The organism is Arthrobacter yangruifuii (genome assembly GCF_009192775.1).
GTDB classification, from domain to species: Bacteria; Actinomycetota; Actinomycetes; order Actinomycetales; family Micrococcaceae; genus Arthrobacter_B; species Arthrobacter_B yangruifuii.
Genome location: NZ_VTFX01000001.1, coordinates 400,387 through 423,848, shown reverse-complemented (window position 1 = coordinate 423,848; position 23,462 = coordinate 400,387). Strand labels below are relative to the sequence as shown.

Sequence of the window (23,462 nt, the reverse complement as noted above, 5' to 3'; positions counted from 1 at the left end):
CTGCTCCTTGGTTGGCCCGAAGAGCGACGACGGGGCGGGGGCGGACCGGATGGCCGCCCCCGCGCAGGCCATCAGCCGTTGATGTCCGTCCAGCCGTCGGAGAGCTGTGCCGACAGCTCTTCGCTGGTGATCTGGTCGGCCAGATACTGCTGGTAAGCGGGGGTGGCGACGGTGTCCTTCCACTCCGCGTACTTCTCCACCTTGAGGAACGGCGGTCCTTCGAGTCCGTTGCCGGAGGCCAGCACCTGGGTCCAGGCCGGCTCGTCCGCCGCCATGGTTTCCACCTCGGCGCGGGCCGAGTCGGACGAAGGGATGAGCGCGTCCGCGTAGGCGATCGACGCGAGGTTCTCACCGTTCATAAAGAAGTTGAGGAACTCGGCCGACTCCTCCACATGCTCCGAATCGATGTTCACGGAATAAGTCTGCGGATTGGCGGCCTGAATTGCGCCTGCTGAGCCCTCCAACGGGGGCAGCGCCACCCAATTGAAGCCTTCCGGAGCATCTTTTGCGATATTGGCGGCCTGGTAGGAGCCCTGCACGGTCATTGCCACCTTGCCGCCGTAGAAGGATGCCAGCACGTCCGATCCGGACTGTGTCAGGGAGGTGGGTTCGATCGATTTGTCGGTGTAGGCCATCTCGTGGATCAGCTCGGGCACGGCGAGCTCGGCGTCGCCCACCTCGATCGACGCCTCGGTGCCTTCGCCGTCGAAGAACCCGCCGTCATAGCCGAGCGCGAGGCTCATCATCGTCGCCGTCGGCGAGGCCAGGCCCCAGCCGAGACCGTAGTTGCCTCCCGTGGTGGTTGCCTTGGCAATCTCCTGCAGCTCCTCCCAGGTCATGGTGTCACCGCTGGGTACCTCCACACCCGCAGCCTCGAGCAGGTCCGCGTTGGCGAAGACCATGTAGGACTGCAGCGTGGACGGGTACGCGATGATTTCCCCGTCCCGCGTGACGGAGTCCCAGACGCCCTCGGAGATATCCGACTTCAGGTCGGCGTCGATGTAATCGGTCAGATCGGCAAGGTAGCCGTCGGAGGCGAAGGAGGCGATGGAACTCGCTTCATAGTGGATGATGTCCGGCGCGGTTCCGCCGGCGAACTGGGTGATGAGCTTGTCATACGTCCCGTCCCAGCCGGCCTGGACAATCTCGACCTGGACGTCGTCGTTGTCCGCATTCCATTTGTCGACGATCGTCTTCACGGCTTCCTGGGTCGCCGGCTGGTCGGACAGTGACTGGAACTGGAGGGTGACGGCGTCGCCCTCCCCGCTCTCGGATCCGCCGCTTGAACTGCCCTGCTGGCAACCGGTTAGGGCAAGGGCTACCGCGCCCGCAACTGCGACGGCGCCAAAACCTCGGATTCTCTTCATGATGCTCGCTTTCTCTGTGCTGCTGGGTTGAATGGTTTTCCGGTGGGCGGGGTCAGCCTTTGACCGCACCGGCGAGCATGCCGCCGGTCAGCTTTTTCTGCAGGATGGTGAAGATGATGAGTGACGGAATGGTCGCCAGGATCGCCCCGGCTGCCAGCGGTCCGAGCTGGGTCTGCCCTTCCGCTCCCAGGAACGAGCGCAATGCGATGGGAAGCGTGTACAGTTCCGGGCTCTGCAGCAGGACGAGGGCGAGGAAGAACTCGTTCCACGCCGAAACGAACGTGAACATGGCCGTCGCAACGAGCCCCGGTGCGAGCAGCGGAAGAACGATCCTGCGCAGGATGGTCAGGCGCGAGGCTCCGTCCATCTCGCCGGCTTCCTCGAGTTCGGACGGTATCGCGGCAACGTAGCCCTGCAGCATCCACAGTGTGAACGGCAGGGTGAAGGTGACGTACACGAGGATCAGCCCGAACAGGGTGTCATTGAGGTTGATCGAGCGAAGCACCAGGAAAAGCGGGATGATGATGAGGATCGAAGGGAAGACCTGGCTGGTGAGGATCCAGACGGTCCCGGCGGCGCGCAGCCGGCCCTTGAGGCGGGCGAGGGCGTAGGCCATCGGCATCGACAGCAGCACGGTGATCACCATCGTTGTGAGCGAGACCAGGAGCGAGTTGCGGGCCGCGGGCAGGAGGTTCTGCCGTTCCAGCGCTGAACGGTAGTTGCTGAAATCCCACTCGGCGGGCACCAGGTTGACGGCCAGGGAGTTCAGCTCTCCCGAGGATTTGAAGGACGCGGACAGCAGCCACAACAGCGGGAACCCCAGGAAAACGAGGAACCCTGCGAGGGCGATGTACATCAGCACTGTTGCGTACCAGGGGCGCCTGAAGTTCATGACCGTGCTTCCTTCGTCTGGCGGAATTGGTTGACCAGGTACAGCGACAGGATCAGCAGGATCGCAATCACGAGGACGTCGCCCATTGCCGATGCGTAACCGATCTCCCGGTTGCGGAACGCCTCCAGGTAGGTGAACAGCGGAGGGATCATGGTGCGGCCGCCGGGGCCGCCTTCGGTCAGGACGTAAATGAGGCCGAAGGAATTGAACTGCCAGATGAAGTCCAGGGCGGTCACGGCAAAGATGATGGGGCGAAGGCCCGGCAGGGTGATGTGCCAGAACCGGCGGAACGCTCCTGCACCGTCCACGGCCGCAGCCTCATGCTGCTCCGCGGAGATGGACTGCATGCCCGCCAGCAGCAGCACGGTGGTCTGCGGGATGCCGGCCCAGACGCCCACCACGATAACGGCGGGCAGCGCCGTCGAAAAGTCACCGAGCCAGTTGACGCCGGGGATGCCGAAGGATTCGAGCACGCCGTTGAGGGGACCCGAATTGGGGTTGTAGATCATCCGCCAGACGATGGCGATGACCACCGGAGGCATGGCCCAGGGAATCAGTGCCAGCACACGGGTCAGCCCCTTCAGGCGGAGATCGCTGTTCAGCAGCAGCGCCAGTCCCATCGCGGCGATGAGGGTCAGCAGGGCGACGGCGCCTGCCCATACGATGCCGATGCCGAACGACCCCCAGAAGCGGTGGTCTCCGAAAAGTTCGATGAAGTTCCCCAGACCAATGAAATTGATCTCGGCGTTCCGGGCCAGCGTGGCGTCGGTGAAGCCAAGGGCCACGCCGCTCACGAGTGGGATGACGGAGAAGATGAGGATGGGAAGGAGCGCCGGAATCACCAGCACAATGGCTTCCCGCCGTTGGGCACGGACGCGGTGGCCGGCCCGTTTCACGGGGCGTGGATCCTCCTTTGCCTCGCGCCTGGTTTTCGTGGCGGTACTCATCCGGCTCTCCCGTTGTTGTGATCGAAGGCGTGGGCAGGGTTCGAGGTGTGCGCGCGGGATGATCCGCGGACAACCAGTGCGGGCGGGACCGCGGCCGTGTGCACCGCACGCTCGGGTTCCGTGATGCGGGCGAGCAGCAGCTCCGCCGCCAACCGGCCGCGTTCGCGGGCGCCGAGGTCCACGCTGGTGAGGCCCGGCCGGATGACGTCCGCGAGTTCCGTGTTGTCGACGCCGGTGACGGTGAGGTCTTCGGGAATGGCCAGGCCAAGGTCTTCGGCGGCCCGAAGGGCGCCAATGCCGATCAGGTCATTTGCGGCAACGATGGCGTCGGGGCGGCGGTCCTCATGCAGGACACGGCGCGCAGCGGCATAGCCCGCCGTAATCGTGAAGTTCTCCGCCTCCAGGCTGCGGACGGTGAGTGCCGGATGCGCCGCCGCCGCCGCCGCTGCGAAGCCGTCGTGGCCGAAGGCCCCCGGGGTGGTGTCGGCAGGCCCGTTGACGAAGGCAATGTCCGCGCGGCCTTCGGCGACGAGATGTTCGACGACGAGGTGCATGGCCGTGAAAGAGTCCGCAGGGACGGTGTCCAGCCCGGCGCCGGCGGGCAGACGTCCGAGCACGACAACAGGCACCGGCGTTTTTGCGAGTACCTCGAGCAGTTCATCCGTGACGCGCTGCGGCGAGAGGATCATGCCGTCGACGTATCCACGGCCGAGCTCGCGGACCACGTCCACCGACGAGGAGGACGTGCCCATGGAGGACATGACCAGCCGGTAGCCGGAGGCGGAGACGACACGTTCGATCTCGGTCATCATCTCGACGTGGACCGGATTCCCGATGTCCGCGACGGCGTAGGCGAGCTGGTTGGTGCGGCCCCGTTTCAGCGACTGCGCGGCCGCATCAGCGACGTAGCCCAGTTCCTGGGCGGCGTGCTGCACCTTCGCGACCGTCTTGGCGCTCGCCACCCGTCCGTTAAGCGCCCGCGAAGCAGATGCCACGGACACACCTGCATGCGCGGCGACCTGCGTGATGGTGACCCGGACCAACGCTCCCCTTTGAGTGTTGTAAACGTTTCCAGCGTGTGAGCCAGACCACCATGCCACCCGGTTTACCGTGCTGTCAAGGAAGCGGCCTAGTGGAGTGTTTTCAGTCCGATCACGCCGCCCACGATCATGGCCAGGAACAGGATTTTCAGGAGGGAGACGGATTCCGCGCCCGTGGCCATGCCGTACACCACGGTCAGGGTGGCGCCGATGCCCACCCAGACGGCATACGAGGTGCCCAGCGGCAGCTCGCGCATCGCGTACGCCAGTCCGGCCATGCTCGCGATGAGCGCGGTGACGAAGATGGCCGACGGCCAGAACCGGCTGAACCCCTGCGACCTGTCCAGGGCCGTGGCCCACACCGCTTCCAGGACGCCGGACAGCACCAGAACAATCCATGACATGGCAATCTCCCACGGGCCGTCTTGTCGCACACCGGGTACGGCACCCCTCGTCCGGGAGACCGTGTCGCGGCCTCCTCTCCACGGTCGCACGTCCGGATTTCGGGAGCAACTTCGGCGTTTCGGTGGACGGGGAAATCGAGAAGGCAACACCAGCCGTTCGGACGACACCGCGCGGCAGGCCGCAATTACAGTGGGGTCATGCCGAAGCTGATCGCCCCCACTGCCTCCTTGGAAGCCGCCTGGCGCAAGGCGCACGCCGAGTGGGGACCGGGCGTCCACGAGGACGGGTTCGGGCTGCGCCCCGGCGACGACGTCGAGACCGCCGCAGGCTTCGCGGCCTGGCTAAGGCGGCTGGCCTCGGATGCCGGCTGCACCTACCGGTGGATCGTAGACGACGGGCAGGTGCTGGGCGGCATTGCCCTGCGGCACGGCGACGGCGAGGCGGTGCAGCGCACGGGGCACATCGGTTACGGCATCCGCCCCTCCGCCCGGCGGCAGGGGCACGCGGCGGAGGCGCTGCGGGCCATGCTGGCCGAGGCCCGCCGGCAGGGGCTGAATCAGGTAGTGCTGATCTGCGGGCGGAACAATTCCGCGTCCGCGCGGACCATCGAGCGCGCCGGCGGCACGCTGGCGGGGAACGACGACGGCGGGCGGCTGCGGCGGTACCTCATCAACACCCGGCCATAACCAAGGGGCACCCGGTGCATTGACCTTCGGCGCCGCACGGGTCAGCGTGGATTTATGACACAGCCGGGCGCTGCGGGCAACGGCGGCGCGGGTTCCTCCGCGGCCGCCGCTACCGACGTCCGCCACGGGGCAACGGCAACGGCCATTGACTGGGCTTTCTTTACCGTCGGCGGTCTTGCCTCGCTCTGGCTTATCATCCTGCTGTTCGCGGAAGGCCTGGAGTTGGGGCAGGTCTGGTTCGTGGTGGTCTTTTGGGCCGCCCTGGCGTATCTGGTGCTGCCCCGGGTGGACCGGATCCTGACGCAGATTTTTATCCCGGATTACTTTATGGGCCGTACCCGCACAAGCGCCGGCCTCTTCGGCGATGCCGTGAACGCGGCTTTCCTGGGCAACGAGGAACAGCTGCGCGGCGCCCTGGACCGGGCGGGCTGGAAGCTGGCGGATCCGGTCAGCGTGGCAAGCAGCTGGCGCATTGTGTCCTCCACCCTGCTGCACCGCAGCTACGCCCATGCCCCGGTCAGCCCCCTGCTGCTGTTCGGCCGGCAGCAGGACTTTGCCTACGAGCAGGAGGTGGACGGGAACCCGCGGCAGCGCCACCACGTCCGCTTCTGGCGGTGCCCGGAGGGCTGGATGCTGCCCGGCGGCATTTCCGCCGACTGGCTGGCCGCCGCGTCCTTCGACCGCGCGGTGGGCCTGTCCCTGTTCACCCTGCAGGTGACCCACCGGGTGGGCAAGGACATCGACGCCGAACGGGACTACCTCGTCTCGTCGCTGCGGGAGTCCTCCCAAGATGTCTCCGTAGAGGTAATCAAGAACTTCTCCACGGGTTACCACTCACGCAACGGCGGCGGGGATTCGATAGTCACCGACGGGGACCTGCCGGTGGTTGACCTGACCCGCCTGTCCGAGTCCGCCGGGAAGCAGGAAGAGCTGGCGGCCATTAACCGGACCGGCATTTCCACGCTCTCCCGCCTCCCCCTGCACCGGCCGGCGCCAGTGGTATTTGGGGCGGTGCTGGTGTTCCTGCGCGGCGCGGCGGCGCTGACGGTCGCGGCCCCGTTCCTGGCCGGGGTTGCCAACGCACCATGGGTGACACAGCTGTTGGGCGGACAGAACCGCGGGCTCGCGGATCTGGGCAGCGTCTACGCGCCGGCCAGCGTTTCCCTGGCCGTCTTCGCGGGCGTGGAAGCGGTCCTCGCCGTGCTGATCCTGCGCGGCAGCAACCCTGCCCGTGTCGCGGCCATGTCCCTGAGCGTCATCGCCATTGCCCTGCAGGTTGTCTCATTCTTCGCCGAACCCGCCGTTCCGCTGGGCACCAGCCTTTTCGGCTATTCCTTCGACATCCTGCTCATCCTGGCCCTGTCCGGGGACCGGGCCAGGATCTACGCGCGCATGCACCGGCGTGTGCGTCCGGCCCGCGCATATGCGTGACAACGCCGGGCCGTGGGACGGAGGACTGCTGCCGTCGTCATTGCGTCAGCAGCGCGACCTAAATCGCCTGCTCCGCCGCCCGCATGCGCGTCCGGTAATGCAACGGCGACTCCCCAATGCTCCGCTTGAACGCCGTGCTGAAGGCACTCTCGGAGGAGTAGCCCAAGTCGACGGCGAGTGAACGGATCCGGGTATCCCCGGACCGCAGTTCCCGCTGCGCCACCAGCATCCGCCAGTTGTTCAGGTAGGCGCGCGGGGGTGTTCCAGCCACCTCCCGGAAGCGTTCCGTGAATGCTGTGCGGGACATCGCGCAGGCGCGCGCCAGGTCCTGCAGGCTCCAGGGCCGGGACGGCTGCGCGTGGATCAGCGCCAGCGCCGGGCGCAGACGGTCATCGGCGAGCAATTTCAGCCAGCCCCGGGGCAGGTCTTCATCCGCCACAAAGGCCCGGAGTACCTCCACCAGCAGCAACTGCGCGTATTGCCGCACGGCGAACTCCCAACCCATGCGCTGCCCGGACAGCTCCCTGAACAACTGCTCGATCAGGGAGTGCAGCTGGGGAGCGGCTTCGGTCCCGGCGCGGATGTGCGCCACCGGCGGCAGGGCCTGCAGCAGGAGTTCCCGCCCGGCGGCGTTGACCGTGACCCGGCCGCCCATCACGACGTCCTCGGTGCCGGCGTCGCCGTCTCCGGCGCGCACAAAGGTGCCGCTGGCCGGAGGATCCAGGCGGGTCGGCAGGCCGTCACCGCTGCCGCCCTCCAGCAGGAGCTCCGTGCGCCCGTTCAGAAGCACGACGTCGCCGGCCGCCAGCGCCATCGGCACCTCAAGTCCGTCGGTGGTCAACCGCATGCTTCCCTGCACCACGGCAAAGAACTTCAGGTCTTCATCCAACCGGGCCCGGGATTCCCAGGGCCCGCGCACCGCGGTACCGCCGGAGATCATGCTCTGGACGCTGATGAAGTCGAGGACTTCGGACAACCGGTCATTTCCCATTCCTGTACTTTAGGACAAGAAAAGCGGACTTGGCGTTATTCCGCGTTCAAAATCCGCCGGGCAGAGTGGAAGTGGTTCCGAATCCGGAAAGACCGTTTCTTCCTAGGAGTTCCCTTGAATGACAGCATGATTGCCCTCGTGACCGGTGCCAACAAGGGCATCGGACGCCAGATCGCCGGTCAGCTGGCCACCCTCGGCCACACCGTGGTGGTGGCCGCCCGGAACGCCGACGCCGGTGAGCGGGCCGCGGCCGAACTGCGCGCCGAAGGCGGTCACGCCGTCGCCGTGGTCCTGGACGTCACCGATCCGGCCTCGGTGGCGGCCGCTGCGGATGAGGTCAAAACCCGTTTCGGCCGACTGGACGCCTTGGTCAACAACGCCGGAATTGTGGCCACGCCGGGAGTCAGTTTCGCCGCCCAGCAGCCGGGCTCGGCCGACGTGGACGAGGTCCGCGCCGTCTTCGAGACCAACTTTTTCGGCGTCATTTCCGTGACCGCGGCCTTCCTGCCGCTGCTGCGCCTCTCTGAGGCACCGCGGATCGTCAACGTCTCCAGCGTGGCCGGATCCCTGGCCGCGGTGTCCGATCCGGCCAATACCAATCCGATCGCCGCGGGCTACGCCCCGTCCAAGACCGCCCTGACTTCCCTGACACTGCAGTACGCCAAGGGCCTGGCGCCGGAAGGGATCCTGGTCAATGCGGTCTGTCCCGGTTTTGTCGCCACGGATTTGAACGGCTTCCGCGGTACCCGTACCCCCGAGCAGGGAGCACGGGCTGCCGTCCGGATGGCCACCATTCCAGTCGGCGGACCCACTGGCACCTTCAGCGACGAGGACGGCCCCCTGCCCTGGTAACGGGCAGCGCCGGGTCTACGCCCAGGGAACCCCGGACCTGTCCCGGGCAGGCCAGACCACTTCGAAGCGTTCAAACACCAGCTCGTCGGCTTCGGACCAGGTGCCGCCGCGCACCGCAGCCGTCCGCTCCCAGAACTTCCGGTGTTCGCGCTGCCAGTAGGCCAGGGTCCGGTCACCCTCACCCTCGTCGAAGGCAAAGGCCTCGTCCACGTCGGCGAAGGTCCCTATCCGCAGTTCGGTGGTTCGCAGGACCGCCTTCGGCACTCCGGCGCCGTCGCACACAATCCAGTGGACGCCGATCCGGGGCAGCGGCTCGCCCTCGTCCACGTACTCCGCAACATGCGAGCTGGTGGCTCGCTTGGTGCCGTCCAGCACCAGGGCCAGCAGTTCGTCGGCCTGCTGCGGGGAATCGCCGAACGCTTCCACGCTGTACTCCCCGGCAGCCGCGGCCCGTTCGGGGAAGGCTGCGGCGTACGCATCCCAGAGCTGCGCGGCAGCGTCATAGTCATTTTCGGCGGTATCCATACCGGCAAGTCTGCCAGTTCCGGCCCGGGCGCCGGTTAACGCAGGACGACGACGGCGGCACCCAAGGTGCCGCCGTCGTCGTTGCTGTTCTGTACCCTGCCGCGGAGGCTTAGTGCTGGGCCTGCCGGGCCGGCAGCAGCGGGGCAAAGAAGTCCGCCAGCTCGGCCGTGGCGGTCAGCGGCAGCACGTTGGCCACGTACTGGTCCGGGCGGACCACCACTACCGCACCGTCGCGGGAAATGCCGCGTTCAGCAAAGATGTCCGACGCCGGGTCCAGGCCGTAGACCTTGGACAGGTCATTGAGCTGGAACGGGCCGACCTGAGGCTTGAACACCGCGGGAACCCGGTTCAGATCAAGATCGGCGTGTTCCTGCTGGTAAATGACCTTCACATCAAACCAGGCGTCGCGGTCCGAGCCGGCCGGCATGGCGGCCAGCGGCGAGTCGGGGGCATTGTCCAGCCATTCGGCCAGCACCGTGACGGCCGAGGGAGCACCGGCAGCGGGGGCGTCCGCGAACACATAGATCCGCCAGCGGCCGTCCGCCGTTGCCTGATGGCCCAGGTGCACCCGGTTGGTGTCGCAGACCCGCTGGACGGTAGCGGATTTGAAGCGTTTGCCGATCGGGAAACCGGAGGCCAGGTCCTGGTGCGTCTGTTCTGCAATGAGCATCGAAGGCGTGTACTGCGTCATGAAGCCCGCCGGGAATTCGGCGGTGCGGACGTAGAAGTCCTCCAGATCGGAGGGGTTCTCGAACTCCTCCGGCTTCTTCGCCATGAGGGTGGACCATTCCTTATCGAAATCGATGAGGTTCTTGGCCACCACCTGGCGTTCGGCCGAATAGGTGGAGAGCAGGGCCTCGGGGCTGCGGCCGTCCAGCACATGGCCGAGCTTCCAGCCGATGTTGAAACCGTCCTGCATGGACACATTCATGCCCTGGCCGGCCTTGGCGCTGTGCGTGTGGCAGGCATCGCCGGTGATGAAGACGCGCGGGGTGCGGGTGCCCAGGTCCTCCGGCAGCACGTCGTCGAACCGGTCAGTGAGGCGGTGGCCCACCTCGTACACGCTGTGCCAGGCCACGTTGCGCACGTCCAGCGTGTAGGGGGCCAGGATGCCGTTGGCCGTGGCGATGATCTGGTCGATGGTGGTCTTGCGGACCGCGCCGTTGTCATCCTCCGGGACCACGCCCAGATCCACATACATGCGGAACAGGTGCCCGCCTTCGCGCGGGATGAGCAGGATGCTGCCGCCGTTGGAGGACTGGATGGCGCATTTGGTGCGGATGTCCGGGAAGTCGGTGTTGGCGAGGATGTCCATGACGCCCCAGGCGTGGTTGGCCTTGTCGCCCTTGAGGGTGGAGCCGATGGACTGCCGGACCTGGCTGCGCGCGCCGTCGGCGCCCACCACGTACTTGGCCTTCACCGTGCGTTCGGTCCCCTCCTTCGGGCCCGCGGTGTGCAGGAGCGTGACGGTGACCGGGTACTCGGCGGCGTCGTCGACCTCCAGGCCGCGGAACTCGAAGCCGTAGTCCGGCGCCATGCGGGTGGGTGCGTTGGCCATGACCCGGGCGAAGTAGTCCAGCACGCGGGCCTGGTTGACAATCAGGTGCGGGAATTCGCTGATCCCGTGCGGATCATCCAGGGCGCGGCCGGAACGGACAATGCGTGAGGGATCCTCGGGGTCCGGGCGCCAGAAACACATCTCGCTGATGCGGTAGGCCTCCGCCGTGATTTCCTCCGCAAACCCGAAGGCCTGGAACGTCTCCACGCTGCGGGCCTGGATGCCGTCCGCCTGGCCGATGGCCAGCCGGCTGTCCCGGCGCTCCACAATCCGGGTGGTGATGTCCGGGAACTGGGACAGCTGCGCGGCGGTAAGCATGCCGGCCGGGCCGGTGCCGACAATCAACACGTCCACCTTCTCGGGCAGTTCGGCCGGGCGGTCGACGCCGACCCCTGCTGCCGGCTGAATGCGCGGGTCTCCGGATACGTAGCCGTGATGGTGGAACTGCACAGGTGTCCTCACTTCGTTGTGCTGCCATTGGTGCCGCTGCCCGGAATTAGGGTGTTCGCAGTGTGAACAGAAGTTCGCCAGCCGAGCGCGCGCGGTGTCATTACTCTACGGGAGACATGATGGGGGTCACAACATTTACAATCTGCTGCGGCCGATCCCCGGGCTGGAGCAGATGAGAGAAGGACACCGCCAATGACCCTGAAATGTGCAGTGCTCGACGACTATCAGCAGGCAGCCACCAGGTTTGCCGACTGGACACAGCTGGGGGACGCGGTGGAGCTGACCGTGTTCCCGGATCATCTGGACAGCGAGGATGCCCTTGCCGCACGGCTGGCCGGATTCGACGCCGTTGTGCTGATGCGCGAGCGCACACCTTTTTCCGCAACCCTGCTGGCACGGCTGCCGCGGCTGAAGCTGCTGGTCACCACCGGTATGCGCAACGCCTCGATCGATCTGGCCGCGGCAAGGGAGCTCGGGGTGGCCGTCTGCGGAACCGGAAGCAATCCGCAGCCGCCGGCGGAGCTGACCTGGGCGCTGATCCTGGGGCTGGCACGGCACCTGGTGCCGGAGGCGAACGCGCTGCGGGACCGGGGACCGTGGCAGTCCAGCATCGGCACGGACCTGCACGGTGCCGTCCTCGGGGTACTGGGGCTGGGGAAGATCGGCTCGCAGGTGGCGCGGGTGGGTGCGGCCTTCGGCATGGACGTACTCGCCTGGAGCAGCAACCTTACGCAGGAACGGGCGGCCGACGCCGGGGCCCGGCTCGCGGGCTCGAAAGAGGAGCTGCTGGCCGCGGCCGACGTCGTCACCGTCCATTCGGTGCTCAGCGAGCGCACCCGGGGTCTCATCGGCGCCGGCGACCTCGCACTGATGAAGCCCACCGCTCACCTGGTCAACACCTCCCGCGCCGGGATCGTTGACCAACCGGCCCTCCTCGACGCCCTGCAGAGCGGACGCCTTGCCGGGGCAGGACTGGACGTGTTCGAGGAAGAGCCGCTGCCCGCAGCTTCCGCGTTCCGGGACCTGCCCAACGTGCTGGCGACGCCGCACCTGGGCTACGTCACGGAGCGGAACTACCGGACGTTTTTCCCGCAGGTGGTGGAGGACATCGCTGCCTTCCTGACCGGAACGCCGGTGCGGTCTCTGTGAACCCGGCCGGGGCACTTCCCCTTGCCGCGGTTTCGGATGCGGAGGACCGTTGCGGCGGGGACTGCGGTCAGTCCTTGGGTGCGGCCGCGCAGGAGCCGCACTGCCGTCGCCCGTCGGCACCCTCGGCGTCGATAACCAGCAATCCCTCCGGGTTGAAGTCCCAGGTCCGCCGGACAATCTGGCAGGGCCCGGTGTGGAACACCCAGCCCGATTTCATGGCGTACACCTGCCCCGGCCCCAACTGCGGGGGAAGGCCTTCGCGGCCTTTCGCCCCCGCTGCCCCGCTTCGGGTGCCGACCCGCCCAATGTCTCCGTAAATTCGCACTCTGTCCCCCATGCAGCAGATCATGCCTCCGGGGTCTGACAATTTGCCGGGAACTGCCTGCACACCGACCGGGCCAGTGGCCGCCCTTGGGTGGGAACCCGGGGTCCGGTGTCGGAGTCGTCGCGCCGGTCGGCCCGGCGTCGGCGGCCCGACCTCGGTGGTCCGGCGTCCGGCGTCGGCGTCGGCGTCGGGGTCCCGGCGCCGGTCGGCCCGGCATCGGCGTCGGCGGAGCGTTTACGGCAGGATAAAGGCCATGACCATTGCTAAGACCGTGCTGCTGTTTGTGCTGGCCGCGGCGGCCGAGATCGGCGGCGCCTGGCTGATCTGGCAGGCCGTCCGCGAGGACCGGGCCTGGTGGTGGGCCGGCCTGGGCGTGATGGCCCTCGGCGCCTACGGTTTTGTGGCCACGCTGCAGCCGGATGCCAGCTTCGGGCGGATCCTGGCGGCCTACGGCGGGGTGTTTGTGGCCGGATCCCTGGCGTGGGGCATGGTCTTCGACGGTTTCCGGCCCGACCGCTGGGATCTTGCCGGATCGCTGATCTGCCTGATCGGGGTGGCCGTGATTATGTTCGCCCCGCGCAGCCCAGGCATCTGAGCGCCCGAACGGGAAACCGCCCAGTTTAGGAAAAATCGACCAGTTCAGGAGAAACCGACCAGTTTAAAAGGGCAGAATTTCCTTAAAGTGGCAGGGCTTTCGCAAACCGGCAGCAAAATCCCCGCCTAGCAGCAGCAACCTACCCGCCCACGTACGCCGCCAGGTGCTCACCCGTCAGCGTGGACCCGTCCGCCACCAGATCCGCCGGCGTCCCCTCGAACACCACCGTGCCCCCGTCGCGCCCGGCCCCCGGGCCCAGATCGATGATCCAGTCCGCATGCGCCATCACTGCTTGGTGGTGCTCGATCACAATCACCGATTTCCCGGAATCCACCAGCCGGTCCAACAGCGCCAGCAGCTGTTCGACGTCGGCCAGGTGCAGGCCGGTGGTCGGTTCGTCCAGCACGTAGATCCCACCCTTGCCGCCCATGTGCGTGGCCAGTTTCAGCCGCTGCCGTTCACCGCCGGACAGGGTGGTCAGCGGCTGCCCCAGGTGCAGGTACCCCAGCCCGACGTCGGCCAGCTGGGTGAGGATCTTATGCGCCGCCGGGGTGCGGGCCTCCCCCTCGCCGCCAAAAAAGACTTCGGCCTCGGCAACGGACAGTGCGAGCACCTCGGCAATGTTCCTGCCGCCCAGCCGGTATTCCAGCACCGAGGCCTGGAAGCGGCGGCCTTCGCAGTCCTCACACACGGATTCCACCGTGGCCATCACGCCCAGCTCGGTGTAGATCACCCCGGCGCCGTTGCAGGACGGGCAGGCTCCCTCGGAGTTGGAGGAAAACAGGGCCGGCTTCACCCCGTTGGCCTTGGCGAAGGCCTTCCGGATGGGCTCCAGCAGACCCGTGTAGGTGGCTGGGTTGCTCCGCCGGGACCCGCGAATGGCGCCCTGGTCCACCGTCAGGACATCCTCCCGCCCCGACACGGACCCGGAGATCAGCGAACTCTTCCCCGACCCGGCCACCCCCGTGAGGACCGCCAGCACCCCCAACGGAATGTCGACGTCGACGTCGCGCAGGTTGTTGGTGTCCGCACCGCGGACCTCAAAGAACGACGACGGCGTGCGCACCGACTCCTTGAGCCGCGCCCGGTCCCCCAAGTGCCGGCCGGTCAGGGTGCCGCTGTCCCGCAGCCCGTCCAGCGGCCCCTCGAAGGTCACGGTGCCGCCCCCGCTGCCGGCGCCCGGACCCAGGTCCACCACATGGTCCGCGATCGCGATGGTCTCGGGTTTGTGCTCCACCACCAGCACGGTGTTGCCCTTGTCGCGCAGCTGCAGCAGCAGCCGGTTCATCCGGGCAATGTCATGCGGGTGCAGGCCGATGGTGGGTTCGTCGAAGACGTAGGTGACGTCGGTCAGGGAGGAACCGAGGTGCCGGATCATCTTGGTCCGCTGCGATTCGCCGCCGGAGAGGGTGCCCGAGGGCCGGTCCAGGGAGAGGTATCCCAGCCCGATCTCCGCGAAGGCGTCGAGCAGGTGCTGCAGTCCGGCCAGCAGCGGCGCCACGGACGGATCCTGCAGGCCGCGAACCCAGGCGGCCAGGTCGCTGATCTGCAGCGCGCAGACGTCGGCAATGTTTTTCCCGTTGATCTTCGAGGACCGTGCTTCCGGGGCCAGCCGGGTGCCGTCGCAGTCCGGGCAGGTGCTGAAGGTGATGGCCCGGTCCACGAAGGCGCGGATGTGCGGCTGCATGGATTCGGGATCCTTGGACAGCATGGACTTGGAGATTTTGGGGATCAGGCCTTCATAGGTGAGGTTGATGCCCTCCACCTTGATCTTGGTGGGTTCCCGGTAGAGCAGGTCATGCAGCTCGCGCTTTGTGAACTTGGCGATCGGCTTGTCCATCTTAAAGAACCCGGAGCCGGCGAAAATCCGGCCGAACCAACCGTCCATGCTGTAGCCGGGAATGGTGATGGCGCCTTCGGACAGGGACTTCGCGTCGTCGTACAGGGCCGTGAGGTCAAAGTCCGTGACGGCCCCGGTGCCTTCGCAGCGCGGGCACATGCCGCCCAGCCTGTTGTAAACGGCCTTCTCCGCCCGGGTTTTTCCCTCGCCGCGCTCCACCGTGATGGCGCCGGAGCCCCGCACGGAGGGCACATTGAACGAGTAGGCATTGGGCGGGCCGATCTGCGGCTGTCCCAGCCGGCTGAACAGGATCCGCAGCATGGCGTTGGCATCGGTGGCGGTGCCCACGGTGGAGCGCGGGTTGGAGCCCATCCGCTCCTGGTCCACGATGATCGCGGTGGTCAGCCCCTCCAGCAGGTCCACGTCGGGCCGGGCCAGGGAGGGCATAAAGCCCTGCACAAACGCACTGTAGGTTTCGTTGATCAGGCGCTGGGACTCGGCGGCGATGGTGCCGAACACCAGCGAGCTTTTCCCGGAGCCGGATACCCCGGTGAATACCGTCAGCCGGCGTTTGGGGATCTCGAGGCTGATGTCCTGCAGGTTGTTCACCCGGGCGCCCTGCACCCGGATCACATCGTGGCGGTCCGCGGTGTGTGCGCCCGGAGCTTCAAAACCCACCGCCGCCGGGGTGCCTGCTGCTGTGCCCGCGTCCATCGTCGCTCCGTCCGCCGCCGGCCCGCCCGGCGTCGTTTCGATTCTGCCCGCTGCGCGGGGGCCGGGCAACGCCTTTGCGACGGCGGCGGAATAGGTGCGTACCGCGGACCCGTCAACGTACCCGGCCAAAGAGCTTTTTGTACCCGAAGGTCTCCTCTTTCGGAAAACTCCCCGGCCCAGCCGTATGCGGCCCTTTAGGCTGGAATCTCGACGAAAAAGGGCATCACATGGCAAAGCTCGATCTGCGGGTACGTCTGCTCGGCAAAGTACTGAAGAACTTCTCGGTGGCCAATAAAAGCAGGAAGCGGATTCTCGCCGAGCAGAAAATCACCATCAGCCATAATCCGCTGACCGACTGGTGGATGAGCGGCCTGGCTCCCGACGTCGACGTCCGGGAAGGCACTGCCGACGGAGCAGACGGACGTATTCCCGCCCGGATCTATCGTCCGCAGGAGGCTGAGGGACCCCTGCCCCTGGTGGTGTTCATCCACGGTGGCGGCTGGACCTTCGGAACCCTGAACGTCTATGACGGGATCGCCAGCACCATTGCCCGGGACGCGAACGCCGTCGTCGTGTCCCTCGCCTACCGGCTGGCGCCGACGCACCCGTGGCCCGCCGCGGCCGAGGACTGTTATGCGGCACTGGCGGACGTGGCCGGACGCGCCGCCGAGTGGAACGCCGACGGGGCCCGGCTGGCGGTGGTCGGTGACAGTGCCGGCGGCAACCTCGCCGCCGTGCTGACGCTGATGTCCCGGGACCGCTCCGGGCCCGCCATCGCCTTCCAGGCGTTGTTGTATCCCTCCACGGACCTGACCTTGAGCAGTGCCTCGATGGAGGAAGAGGCCAATGCACCGTTGCTTACCAAGCGCGATATGGAGCGTTACCGCAGCCTTTATCTTCCCCACAAAGAGGATTACGCCCACCCCTACGCCTCGCCGCTGCTGGCCCTGGACCACAGCGGGCTGCCCCCGGCCCTGATCCAGGTGGCGGAACACGATCCGCTCCGCGATGACGGACTCAACTACGCCCGGGCCCTCCGCGCTGCCGGCGTGCCGGTCCGCATCACCACGTACGTTGGAATGCCGCACGGATACCTGGGCTTCCCGCGCCTGTTCCGCAGCGCCCCGCAGGCGCTGGCCGAACTGTGCGCGGAATTGCGTTCCCGGCTGGGTCCGGCCCCGGCCCCGTAGCACCGGCCCAGGGGCGCCCGAAAGGCATGCGGTAGGCTCGGCCGATGGGGAACAGAATCTTGAAACCGCTTCTTCTACCCGCCTCCGTGGCTTTGCTCTGGCTGATTTCAGGCTGGGGGTATGCGGCGCTGCTGGCCTCCGGCAACAGCGGGATCCCGATGGGCCTGGCCGCGGTGGTCTCTCCCGACACCATGCCGGTCCGCATCCGTTCGATGCTGGATGGTCCGGGCCTGGTCCTGGTGGCCGGACTCTCGGCCCTGCCGGTGGCGGCATTGGCCCTGGCCCTCCTGCCGGGCGCCAAGACGGGCAGGCAGCCGCGCGGCACACTATTCCTGGCCAGCTGGATGAGCATGGTCCTGGCAGCGGTGGCCGGATCCGCGGTACTGGCCGTGGGCGGCATCCTCGCCATGCTGCCTTTCGCCCAGGTGCAGTGGACCTTCGACATGCTTGCCCCCGCCCTCCTGACCGGCGCGTACTGGGGCGTGAGCTGGGGCTGGCTGCCTGCACTGTTGGCCGTGTTCCTTCGCGCATCTGCGGACGACGGCGGCCGGTCGCCCGCCGAACAGCCGACCTCGGGACGGCAGCGGACCGGGGCGCTGGGTGCCTCCGTCCTGTTCTCAGCAGCTCTGCTCGTTGCCCTGCCGCTCGCCGCGGACTACCCGCAGCCGGCGCCCGTTTCCGAAGCCGTCCTTACGCCCGAACCCGCGGTTTACGGTGTGCCTGATTGATGCCCGCCGGCTGACGCTGCGGGACCACAGCACCGCGGGGCACCGCGGAACCGGTGGCGCGGCAGCTAGTTAGGACCTGCCGGCGGCCATGACTGCCGCATTGGACCGCGAAGACATGATCGCGCCGACGGACCGCCAGGACATCACTGCCCCGATGCAGAGGGCGGAGCCGATGGACAGCACGGAACCGAAGGACCCGATCGACCCGACGGAGCAGGCCGACCCCACACTCCCGACGGACAGCACGGAGTTCTTCGAGCCAATGGACAGAACCGACCCCGATGACCACAGGGACAACACCGAGCGCTCCATGTCGACTCCTTCTGCCTGCCAGCCAGCGATCCGTCGGCCTCACCTTAGCCCCGGGATGTTCCTCTGTCCCGCCTTTCAAACAATGTCAACAAACTGTTGACACGGAGACGATGTCAAGATTCTATTGACACATGAAAACTCTCCGCACCACCTTCGTCGTTCTCTCAGCCATCATGTTCGCTGTGGGTGCGGGCCTGATCGCCCTGTGGCTTGTGCTGGATTTGCACGGATTCTTCAAGGGAACGTGCCAGGGCGCCGGGTTCACGCTGCTGGTCGGAAGCGTGTTCGTAGCCGTCCGGTATGCCCGGCAGGGAAGCAAGGGCGGCGAGCCCGCCGACTGGCTGCCCAGCCGGGACGGCAACGGCACCACCGGCTGGCTGCCGCGCGGCGGTGAGCGACCGTGACCGGTCCTGCGCAGGTGGACCTGCAGGAACGGATCGGCGCCCTGATTCTCGGGGACTATGACGACGCCGGCAAACTCACCGAGGCGGACCACCTCGCCCTGGTCCGCAGGGCCTCCGCGGCGGAGCAGGCCAGCCAGGAGCTGCAGCGGAGAACGGTCACGGCGGCCCGCAGCGCCGGGATCAGCTGGGCGGCCCTGGGTCGGGAGTTGGGCATGACCCGGCAGGCGGTACAACAACGCTTCGGCAGCCGGCCGGACCCCGAGGAGCCGGGTCTCCGGGAGCGGTGGCTCGGCCCGGTCACCGCCTTCAACGAAATGGCGGAACTGGAGCTGGCCGGCCGGCTCGGCTGGCGCACCGTGGGCGCGGATATCCTGCGGCACCGGATGCTGCGCACCGATACCCAGTGGGAACACCGCCGGGTGCTGTGGCCACGCCCCTCCTCCCACTACGAGACGGACGGGTGGCAGGTGGGCTGCCGGGCCTTTCCCTGGCTGTACCTTGTCAGGGACCTGCACAAACCGCCGGAGGAAGAGTAACCGAACTTCGGGTTCCTTTAGTCCAGCCTCATGCCGCTCAGCCGGGCCGCGGCCTCCGGGTCGCGGTGGTCAAAGAACTGCGAGGTTCCCGTGTCGAGGTCCGCAATGGAAGCCATTTCCTGCGGGCTAAGTTCAAAATCGAACACATCGAAGTTCTCCGCCATGCGGTCCGGGCGGACCGATTTTGGGATCACCACAATTCCGCGCTGGATCAGCCATCGCAGCACCACCTGGGCCACTGATTTGCCGTGCACGCCGCCAATGGCAGACAGCGTCGGATCGGAGAAGAGGTTATTCTTCCCTTCGGCGAACGGCGCCCACGATTCGTGCCGGACGCCGCGCTCGGTCATCAGCTGGTTCTCGACCGCCCGCTGGTAGAACGGGTTCGTCTCGATCTGGTTCACCGCCGGAACCACGTCATGGTGCAGGATCAGATCCACGAGCCGGTCCGGGGTGAAGTTCGAGACCCCGATGGACCGCGCGGCGCCGTCACTGAGGAGCTGCTCCATGACCCGCCACTCGCCGTAAACGTCCCCGAAGGGCTGGTGGATGAGGTACAGATCCACGTACTCCGTGCCCAGGTTCTGCAGCGAGGTCTCGAAGGCCCGGGTGGTGGTTGCCTCCCCGTTGTCCTGGATCCAGAGTTTGGTGGTGATGAACAGCTCGCTGCGGGCAATGCCGCTCTTCTGCACGGCCTGCCCTACGGCATCCTCGTTCCGATACGCCGCCGCGGTATCCAGCGAGCGGTATCCCGCTGCCAGGGCGTTGGTCACGGCCTCTTCGGTCTCCTCCGGCGGAACCTGGTACACGCCGAAGCCGAGGACCGGCATTTCGACGCCGTTGTTCAGGGTCACACTTTCCATCGGGTTGTCCTTTCGGTGGCGGTTTGCTGCAGGGCAGGCGTGTCACGCCGGATCACAGGGCACCGTACTCCGCGTCGGTGACCAGGTCCCCCCACTCGGACTCCTGGCCCACCGGCGGCGCCTCCCACATGGCCAGGTGCGTCATAAGGCTGTTCGGGGCGGCCCCGTGCCAGTGCCACTCCCCCGGCGGGGTGTACACAGTGTCGCCGGGCCGCACATGGACAATGAGGCCTCCCTGGGACTGGACCATCCCATACCCTTCGGTAATGTGCAGGGTCTGCCCCACGGCGTGGGAGTGCCACGCGGTGCGGGCGCCGGGGGCGAAATGCACGGCGTTCACCCGCATCCGTGAAGGGACCGGCTTCGGAGCGGCAATGACCTCGAACCAGACATCGCCGGTGAACATGTCGGCCGGGCCCTTGATGCTCGGATGGCGCGGTTCCACTTCCATGTGATCTCCCTGGGCATGGGGCATACGGGACTTCGCGGTTGCCCCGAGTGGTGGCGGGTGTTCCCCTGCACCGCCGTCGGCCTTTCGAGATTACAAGCAGCAGGCCGCCGGCGGGAGGGTCTGTGCGGAGTCCGGGCTCCGGACAGCGGAAGAACCTAGCCGTGCCGGCCGCGCGGCAGCAGGGTCAGCGCAAGGACCGCCACACCGGCCACCAAGGTTCCGATGCCGAGGATTGTCATCCCGGCGGGGAGCCCGCTGGACTCGATGCCGGTGTCCGCCAGCGTCTGGGGGCAGGGGCGGACCGTGTTCCCACTGACCGGATCAACCACCGATCCGTCCGGGCCGATCGTAGCAACTGGCTGACCGGCCGCGGCGGCCGCTGATACGGCTGCTGCGATATCGGGGCAAGTGCAGTTTGCGGCGCCTCCGCCGCCCCCTGCGCCACCGCCCCCTCCGCCGCCTGCTGTGGCGGTGCCGGTAGTGGGACCCGTGGTCGGAGTGCCGGTGGTCGGCGAGCCCGTGGTGGGCGACGGTGTCGGCGCACCGGTAGTCGGGGTGTCCGTTGTGGGCGACGGCGTCGGCGTGTCCGTCGTGGGCGACGGCGTCGGCGTGTCCGTCGTGGGCGACGGCGTCGGCGTGTCCGTGGTCGGCGACGGTGTCGGCGTATCAGTGGTGGGGCACGGGGTGGGGGCGGGTGAGGTGGTGGGAGGCGTGTCCGAGCATCCGTTGGCCAGGAACTGTGCAGCCCGGGCCGGGTCCTCCCGCCAGGTGGCGCTTCCGGGGTAGTCGTCAAACGGCGGAACAATGTCCCCCTGGTGGCTGTCATGGCCATTGCCGCCGAAAACCGAGGAAGTACTCACGTTCTGGTAGTTGTAGACCTCGGGCGGCTGGCCCTGCGGGTGGTGGCAGATAGTGACCTTACCGCTGCCCCCAACGTGGGCGAGGTTTGCGCCGGAGCATAAACGGCCTGCGCGGGAGCAGCTATTCCCGCTAAAGCGAGCACGAATACAGCGAGGAAACCTAGTAAGTGACGGGTTCGTTTCATGGCGGGGCGCTCCTACCGACGAGGGTGCATTTCCGGAAGGCATACCCGCCAAGCAGGCATGCCCGAATGCAGGCCTGGCGGGGAATGGACTCAACGCCGATGGCGGGAGGCTTGGCCCGTCCGCTGATCCGCCGGCCCGGCTGTGGTGACAGATTCCCGGGTGACTTACTGCTAGACGGACCGACATTACGCGGGAGCAAGGGAGCGCAATAGGGTATTTGCCCATACTGCTCCCAGTAGTTCTGATTCTTCTGCAGGTATTAGAAAGGGTGCAGCGCTGCCAACGCACTGCACCCTTTTTGTTCGAAAACCGGTGCTTATCCACCCTTTAAGCCGGACCGGAATTCCACGGATCGGCGACGAGGCACCGGTCCGCGGTCCCTTACGCCCGTTCCACCGGCTGCTGCAGCTCGGTCACCCAGTCCGCCTGGTCATCGGACACGGCGCGCACGTACACCTCACGGCACGGGCCGGACGGCGCAAAACCGCGGGCGATGATTTCGGCGTGCAGTGCCTGCCAGCTGTCACCGATCCGGTCCATGGCCCCCAGGTGCACCCCGCAGATTGCGGCCGGCACCGCGGGCAGGTCCACCGCGTCCACCCCGCCCGGCGCCGTCGCACTGATGGCGTACCCGGCAACTATGCGCATGCCGTCCTCGCCCATCTCGTACTGAGCAATAGGAGTTTCCAGGGAAGCGCCCGCGGCTGCCAGGACCTCCCCCACGGCGTCAAAAAGCGGACCAACGACGCCGGCAACTTCCGGCTGTTCGGCAACGACGGCGGAGCGGGCGGCCAGGCGGATGGCCGGCAGGGATTTGGAGATGATTTCGATCGCTGACATGGCATGTTCCTTTTCAATGAGGTGGAGCCTGCGCTCGACGTCGATAAGCCGTGCGGTTGCCGTCCGCTGCTCGCGTTCCACCTCGGCCCGACGGATGCGGAGCATGTCCGCGATCCTGCCGGCGTCCAAACCGGCGTCGAGGATGGAGTCAATGTCCTCCAGGCCGAACCCCAGCTGGCGGAGGGCCACAATCCGGTGCAGCCGTTCCAGCTGGGCGGGATCGTAGGAGCGGTAACCGCTGAACTCATCCACGTGGGCGGGAACAAGCAGCCCGGCAGTGTCCCAATGCCGCAGCATGCGGTGGGTCACCTGGCCGATCTGCGCGAACGCTCCAATGGATAACATGCTTCAGTTCTCCCGTCTGCCACTGTGTCAGGGTCAAGTATCGCAGTGGGGTTTGTTATCCGGAGGGTGTCAGGCCCGGCCCGGCCGGACGGCAAGCCCGTGAAAACCGGAGAATTGTGACATCCTTCATCTGTTGGGCAGGCACCAATGCCCAACCTCGGTATCGGTCCGCGGTCCACCGCTCAGGCCGCAAAAAATGGGGGAAATTCATGCATAGGTACAGGTCCGCGCAGTCCGTTGCCATTCTGGCCGGAGCTCTGGTGCTTAGCGGGTGCGGCTCCGCTGAGTCAGCGTCCGCTCCGTCGGCTTCGTCGAGCCAGTCCGCCTCGTCGCCGTCGTCCAGCCCGGCCGCCACTGCCTCTCCGACGCAGCCCACGGAAGAGCCGTCACCCACCGCCACGCCGGAACCGACCGCAACAACAACGACGTACACAACAGCGGACGGCATACTCTCGTTTGAGCATCCTGCGGACTGGACCGTGGTTGACGGGCCTGCTCCCGCGGCGGGCAGCCCTGCAGAGGTGGTGAGTGTTGTTGACGGCACGGGCCGGACCATGGCGACCCTCACCACCGGGTATCCCGGTGTGCATGACGCAGCCATGTTCTCCCCTTCGCAGCCCACCGAACTGGACTACCTCGAACTGCCGGCGGAGCAGCTGCCGCTGGTCTTCGCGGACTCCGTCAACGCGTTCAACTACCAGCTCATCTACAACCCCAATACCGGGGTGACCGGAGCGGTCATGAGCATCAACAACCTCCGGGTAGGCAGCGACCACGGATGGCTGCGCGGCATCGATACGGATGCGGCCACGGGAGCGGCCTTCTCCCGGTGGATCGACGGCACGGAGAGCCTGCCCGGCGTGGACCCCGGTCTCGCGGGCAGCCAGGAAGCCTACGCGGCCTACATGGCGACGCCGGAATACCAGGCCGTGAAGACCATGCTCCTGTCCCTCAGGACGGCAGGCTGACGGAAAGCCGCG

General features: G+C 67.0%; 26 protein-coding genes and 1 riboswitch. Of the genes, 11 read left to right on the top strand and 15 right to left on the bottom strand.

The window, feature by feature from the left end:
- Window positions 1-71: 71 nt before the first annotated feature.
- The 5 genes from GD627_RS02095 to GD627_RS02075 are packed head-to-tail and all read right to left on the bottom strand — an operon-like array spanning window position 72 to window position 4,650.
- Entirely contained in the window at window positions 72-1,367 is a 1,296-nt protein-coding gene (locus tag GD627_RS02095; protein WP_146360238.1) for an ABC transporter substrate-binding protein, read from the bottom strand.
- A 52-nt stretch (window positions 1,368-1,419) separates the two neighbouring features.
- Complete coding sequence (locus GD627_RS02090; protein ID WP_146360236.1) at window positions 1,420-2,259, bottom strand: carbohydrate ABC transporter permease; 840 nt, start codon at window positions 2,257-2,259, stop codon at window positions 1,420-1,422.
- Complete coding sequence (locus GD627_RS02085) at window positions 2,256-3,206, bottom strand: carbohydrate ABC transporter permease (protein WP_186764162.1); 951 nt, start codon at window positions 3,204-3,206, stop codon at window positions 2,256-2,258. Before GD627_RS02085 ends, GD627_RS02090 begins: the two co-directional genes overlap by 4 nt.
- Entirely contained in the window at window positions 3,203-4,306 is a 1,104-nt protein-coding gene (locus tag GD627_RS02080; RefSeq protein WP_281349953.1) for a LacI family DNA-binding transcriptional regulator, read from the bottom strand. Before GD627_RS02080 ends, GD627_RS02085 begins: the two co-directional genes overlap by 4 nt.
- A gap of 29 nt (window positions 4,307-4,335) precedes the next feature.
- Window positions 4,336-4,650: a DMT family transporter gene (locus GD627_RS02075; protein WP_146360231.1), complete on the bottom strand. Its 315-nt coding sequence runs from the start codon at window positions 4,648-4,650 to the stop codon at window positions 4,336-4,338.
- Between the two features lie 10 nt (window positions 4,651-4,660).
- A riboswitch (guanidine-III (ykkC-III) riboswitch) is annotated at window positions 4,661-4,727 on the bottom strand.
- A gap of 121 nt (window positions 4,728-4,848) precedes the next feature.
- Between GD627_RS02075 and GD627_RS02070 the strand changes: the two genes are divergently transcribed.
- On the top strand, window positions 4,849-5,337 hold the full coding sequence (locus tag GD627_RS02070; RefSeq protein WP_152271154.1) for a GNAT family N-acetyltransferase: 489 nt from the start codon (window positions 4,849-4,851) through the stop codon (window positions 5,335-5,337).
- Window positions 5,338-5,391: 54 nt separating this feature from the next.
- Entirely contained in the window at window positions 5,392-6,768 is a 1,377-nt protein-coding gene (locus GD627_RS02065) for an LssY C-terminal domain-containing protein (protein WP_152271153.1), read from the top strand.
- Between the two features lie 58 nt (window positions 6,769-6,826).
- On the opposite strand, the gene GD627_RS02060 is transcribed toward GD627_RS02065, so the two are convergent.
- Window positions 6,827-7,759 carry an AraC family transcriptional regulator gene (locus GD627_RS02060; protein ID WP_152271152.1) on the bottom strand — a complete coding sequence of 311 codons (933 nt, stop codon included), beginning with the start codon at window positions 7,757-7,759 and terminating at the stop codon, window positions 6,827-6,829.
- A 114-nt stretch (window positions 7,760-7,873) separates the two neighbouring features.
- Between GD627_RS02060 and GD627_RS02055 the strand changes: the two genes are divergently transcribed.
- A complete protein-coding gene (locus tag GD627_RS02055) occupies window positions 7,874-8,611 on the top strand; it encodes an SDR family oxidoreductase (protein WP_246165263.1) in 738 nt (245 codons plus the stop codon).
- A gap of 15 nt (window positions 8,612-8,626) precedes the next feature.
- Here the strand turns inward: GD627_RS02055 and GD627_RS02050 are convergent, their stop codons facing one another.
- Window positions 8,627-9,136, bottom strand: a complete 510-nt coding sequence (locus tag GD627_RS02050) for an ASCH domain-containing protein (protein ID WP_152271151.1) — start codon at window positions 9,134-9,136, stop codon at window positions 8,627-8,629.
- A gap of 109 nt (window positions 9,137-9,245) precedes the next feature.
- Window positions 9,246-11,144, bottom strand: a complete 1,899-nt coding sequence (locus GD627_RS02045) for an FAD-binding monooxygenase (RefSeq protein ID WP_152271150.1) — start codon at window positions 11,142-11,144, stop codon at window positions 9,246-9,248.
- A 192-nt stretch (window positions 11,145-11,336) separates the two neighbouring features.
- Here GD627_RS02045 and GD627_RS02040 point away from each other — a divergent pair, with 192 nt between their 5' ends.
- Window positions 11,337-12,293, top strand: a complete 957-nt coding sequence (locus tag GD627_RS02040; protein WP_152271149.1) for a D-2-hydroxyacid dehydrogenase family protein — start codon at window positions 11,337-11,339, stop codon at window positions 12,291-12,293.
- 67 nt (window positions 12,294-12,360) lie between these two features.
- Here the strand turns inward: GD627_RS02040 and GD627_RS02035 are convergent, their stop codons facing one another.
- On the bottom strand, window positions 12,361-12,618 hold the full coding sequence (locus GD627_RS02035; protein WP_152271148.1) for a hypothetical protein: 258 nt from the start codon (window positions 12,616-12,618) through the stop codon (window positions 12,361-12,363).
- A 253-nt stretch (window positions 12,619-12,871) separates the two neighbouring features.
- Between GD627_RS02035 and GD627_RS02030 the strand changes: the two genes are divergently transcribed.
- Complete coding sequence (locus GD627_RS02030; RefSeq protein WP_152271147.1) at window positions 12,872-13,213, top strand: YnfA family protein; 342 nt, start codon at window positions 12,872-12,874, stop codon at window positions 13,211-13,213.
- A gap of 139 nt (window positions 13,214-13,352) precedes the next feature.
- On the opposite strand, the gene GD627_RS02025 is transcribed toward GD627_RS02030, so the two are convergent.
- Window positions 13,353-15,767 carry an ATP-binding cassette domain-containing protein gene (locus GD627_RS02025; protein ID WP_152271720.1) on the bottom strand — a complete coding sequence of 805 codons (2,415 nt, stop codon included), beginning with the start codon at window positions 15,765-15,767 and terminating at the stop codon, window positions 13,353-13,355.
- Window positions 15,768-15,994: 227 nt separating this feature from the next.
- Between GD627_RS02025 and GD627_RS02020 the strand changes: the two genes are divergently transcribed.
- Complete coding sequence (locus tag GD627_RS02020) at window positions 15,995-16,957, top strand: alpha/beta hydrolase (RefSeq protein ID WP_152271146.1); 963 nt, start codon at window positions 15,995-15,997, stop codon at window positions 16,955-16,957.
- Window positions 16,958-17,001: 44 nt separating this feature from the next.
- Window positions 17,002-17,685, top strand: a complete 684-nt coding sequence (locus tag GD627_RS02015) for a hypothetical protein (protein WP_152271145.1) — start codon at window positions 17,002-17,004, stop codon at window positions 17,683-17,685.
- Between the two features lie 69 nt (window positions 17,686-17,754).
- Here the strand turns inward: GD627_RS02015 and GD627_RS02010 are convergent, their stop codons facing one another.
- Window positions 17,755-17,997, bottom strand: a complete 243-nt coding sequence (locus GD627_RS02010) for a hypothetical protein (protein ID WP_152271144.1) — start codon at window positions 17,995-17,997, stop codon at window positions 17,755-17,757.
- Between the two features lie 131 nt (window positions 17,998-18,128).
- Between GD627_RS02010 and GD627_RS02005 the strand changes: the two genes are divergently transcribed.
- Both GD627_RS02005 and GD627_RS02000 read left to right on the top strand, forming a co-directional pair.
- Window positions 18,129-18,401 (top strand): FXYD domain-containing ion transport regulator, encoded by a 273-nt coding sequence (locus tag GD627_RS02005; RefSeq protein ID WP_152271143.1) that lies wholly within the window; start codon window positions 18,129-18,131, stop codon window positions 18,399-18,401.
- Complete coding sequence (locus tag GD627_RS02000) at window positions 18,398-18,937, top strand: hypothetical protein (RefSeq protein WP_246165261.1); 540 nt, start codon at window positions 18,398-18,400, stop codon at window positions 18,935-18,937. Before GD627_RS02005 ends, GD627_RS02000 begins: the two co-directional genes overlap by 4 nt.
- A gap of 17 nt (window positions 18,938-18,954) precedes the next feature.
- Here the strand turns inward: GD627_RS02000 and GD627_RS01995 are convergent, their stop codons facing one another.
- The 3 genes from GD627_RS01995 to GD627_RS16440 all read right to left on the bottom strand — a co-directional run bounded on the left by GD627_RS01995 (window position 18,955) and on the right by GD627_RS16440 (window position 20,580).
- Entirely contained in the window at window positions 18,955-19,800 is an 846-nt protein-coding gene (locus tag GD627_RS01995; RefSeq protein WP_152271142.1) for an aldo/keto reductase, read from the bottom strand.
- A gap of 52 nt (window positions 19,801-19,852) precedes the next feature.
- Window positions 19,853-20,251, bottom strand: coding sequence for a (R)-mandelonitrile lyase (locus GD627_RS01990; protein WP_152271141.1), 399 nt, complete (start codon window positions 20,249-20,251; stop codon window positions 19,853-19,855).
- A 155-nt stretch (window positions 20,252-20,406) separates the two neighbouring features.
- Window positions 20,407-20,580 carry a hypothetical protein gene (locus tag GD627_RS16440; protein ID WP_153297117.1) on the bottom strand — a complete coding sequence of 58 codons (174 nt, stop codon included), beginning with the start codon at window positions 20,578-20,580 and terminating at the stop codon, window positions 20,407-20,409.
- Between the two features lie 151 nt (window positions 20,581-20,731).
- Between GD627_RS16440 and GD627_RS16435 the strand changes: the two genes are divergently transcribed.
- Window positions 20,732-21,037: a hypothetical protein gene (locus GD627_RS16435; protein ID WP_153297116.1), complete on the top strand. Its 306-nt coding sequence runs from the start codon at window positions 20,732-20,734 to the stop codon at window positions 21,035-21,037.
- Window positions 21,038-21,678: 641 nt separating this feature from the next.
- Here the strand turns inward: GD627_RS16435 and GD627_RS01980 are convergent.
- Complete coding sequence (locus GD627_RS01980; RefSeq protein WP_152271140.1) at window positions 21,679-22,482, bottom strand: MerR family transcriptional regulator; 804 nt, start codon at window positions 22,480-22,482, stop codon at window positions 21,679-21,681.
- Between the two features lie 209 nt (window positions 22,483-22,691).
- Here GD627_RS01980 and GD627_RS01975 point away from each other — a divergent pair, with 209 nt between their 5' ends.
- On the top strand, window positions 22,692-23,450 hold the full coding sequence (locus tag GD627_RS01975; RefSeq protein ID WP_152271139.1) for a hypothetical protein: 759 nt from the start codon (window positions 22,692-22,694) through the stop codon (window positions 23,448-23,450).
- Window positions 23,451-23,462: the final 12 nt, after the last annotated feature.

Bases quoted from the DNA above. Each gene is read 5' to 3' on its own strand.
- GD627_RS02015 (WP_152271145.1), top strand. From the start codon at position 17,002: ATGGGGAACAGAATCTTGAAACCGCTTCTTCTACCCGCCTCCGTGGCT.
- GD627_RS02060 (WP_152271152.1), bottom strand. From the start codon at position 7,759: ATGGGAAATGACCGGTTGTCCGAAGTCCTCGACTTCATCAGCGTCCAG.
- GD627_RS02065 (WP_152271153.1), top strand. From the start codon at position 5,392: ATGACACAGCCGGGCGCTGCGGGCAACGGCGGCGCGGGTTCCTCCGCG.
- GD627_RS02095 (WP_146360238.1), bottom strand. From the start codon at position 1,367: ATGAAGAGAATCCGAGGTTTTGGCGCCGTCGCAGTTGCGGGCGCGGTA.
- GD627_RS02090 (WP_146360236.1), bottom strand. From the start codon at position 2,259: ATGAACTTCAGGCGCCCCTGGTACGCAACAGTGCTGATGTACATCGCC.
- GD627_RS02010 (WP_152271144.1), bottom strand. From the start codon at position 17,997: ATGGAGCGCTCGGTGTTGTCCCTGTGGTCATCGGGGTCGGTTCTGTCC.
- GD627_RS01995 (WP_152271142.1), bottom strand. From the start codon at position 19,800: ATGGAAAGTGTGACCCTGAACAACGGCGTCGAAATGCCGGTCCTCGGC.
- GD627_RS02050 (WP_152271151.1), bottom strand. From the start codon at position 9,136: ATGGATACCGCCGAAAATGACTATGACGCTGCCGCGCAGCTCTGGGAT.
- GD627_RS02005 (WP_152271143.1), top strand. From the start codon at position 18,129: ATGAAAACTCTCCGCACCACCTTCGTCGTTCTCTCAGCCATCATGTTC.
- GD627_RS02040 (WP_152271149.1), top strand. From the start codon at position 11,337: ATGACCCTGAAATGTGCAGTGCTCGACGACTATCAGCAGGCAGCCACC.
- GD627_RS01980 (WP_152271140.1), bottom strand. From the start codon at position 22,482: ATGTTATCCATTGGAGCGTTCGCGCAGATCGGCCAGGTGACCCACCGC.
- GD627_RS02020 (WP_152271146.1), top strand. From the start codon at position 15,995: ATGGCAAAGCTCGATCTGCGGGTACGTCTGCTCGGCAAAGTACTGAAG.
- GD627_RS02085 (WP_186764162.1), bottom strand. From the start codon at position 3,206: ATGAGTACCGCCACGAAAACCAGGCGCGAGGCAAAGGAGGATCCACGC.
- GD627_RS01990 (WP_152271141.1), bottom strand. From the start codon at position 20,251: ATGGAAGTGGAACCGCGCCATCCGAGCATCAAGGGCCCGGCCGACATG.
- GD627_RS02025 (WP_152271720.1), bottom strand. From the start codon at position 15,767: ATGGACGCGGGCACAGCAGCAGGCACCCCGGCGGCGGTGGGTTTTGAA.
- GD627_RS02030 (WP_152271147.1), top strand. From the start codon at position 12,872: ATGACCATTGCTAAGACCGTGCTGCTGTTTGTGCTGGCCGCGGCGGCC.
- GD627_RS02070 (WP_152271154.1), top strand. From the start codon at position 4,849: ATGCCGAAGCTGATCGCCCCCACTGCCTCCTTGGAAGCCGCCTGGCGC.
- GD627_RS01975 (WP_152271139.1), top strand. From the start codon at position 22,692: ATGCATAGGTACAGGTCCGCGCAGTCCGTTGCCATTCTGGCCGGAGCT.
- GD627_RS02075 (WP_146360231.1), bottom strand. From the start codon at position 4,650: ATGTCATGGATTGTTCTGGTGCTGTCCGGCGTCCTGGAAGCGGTGTGG.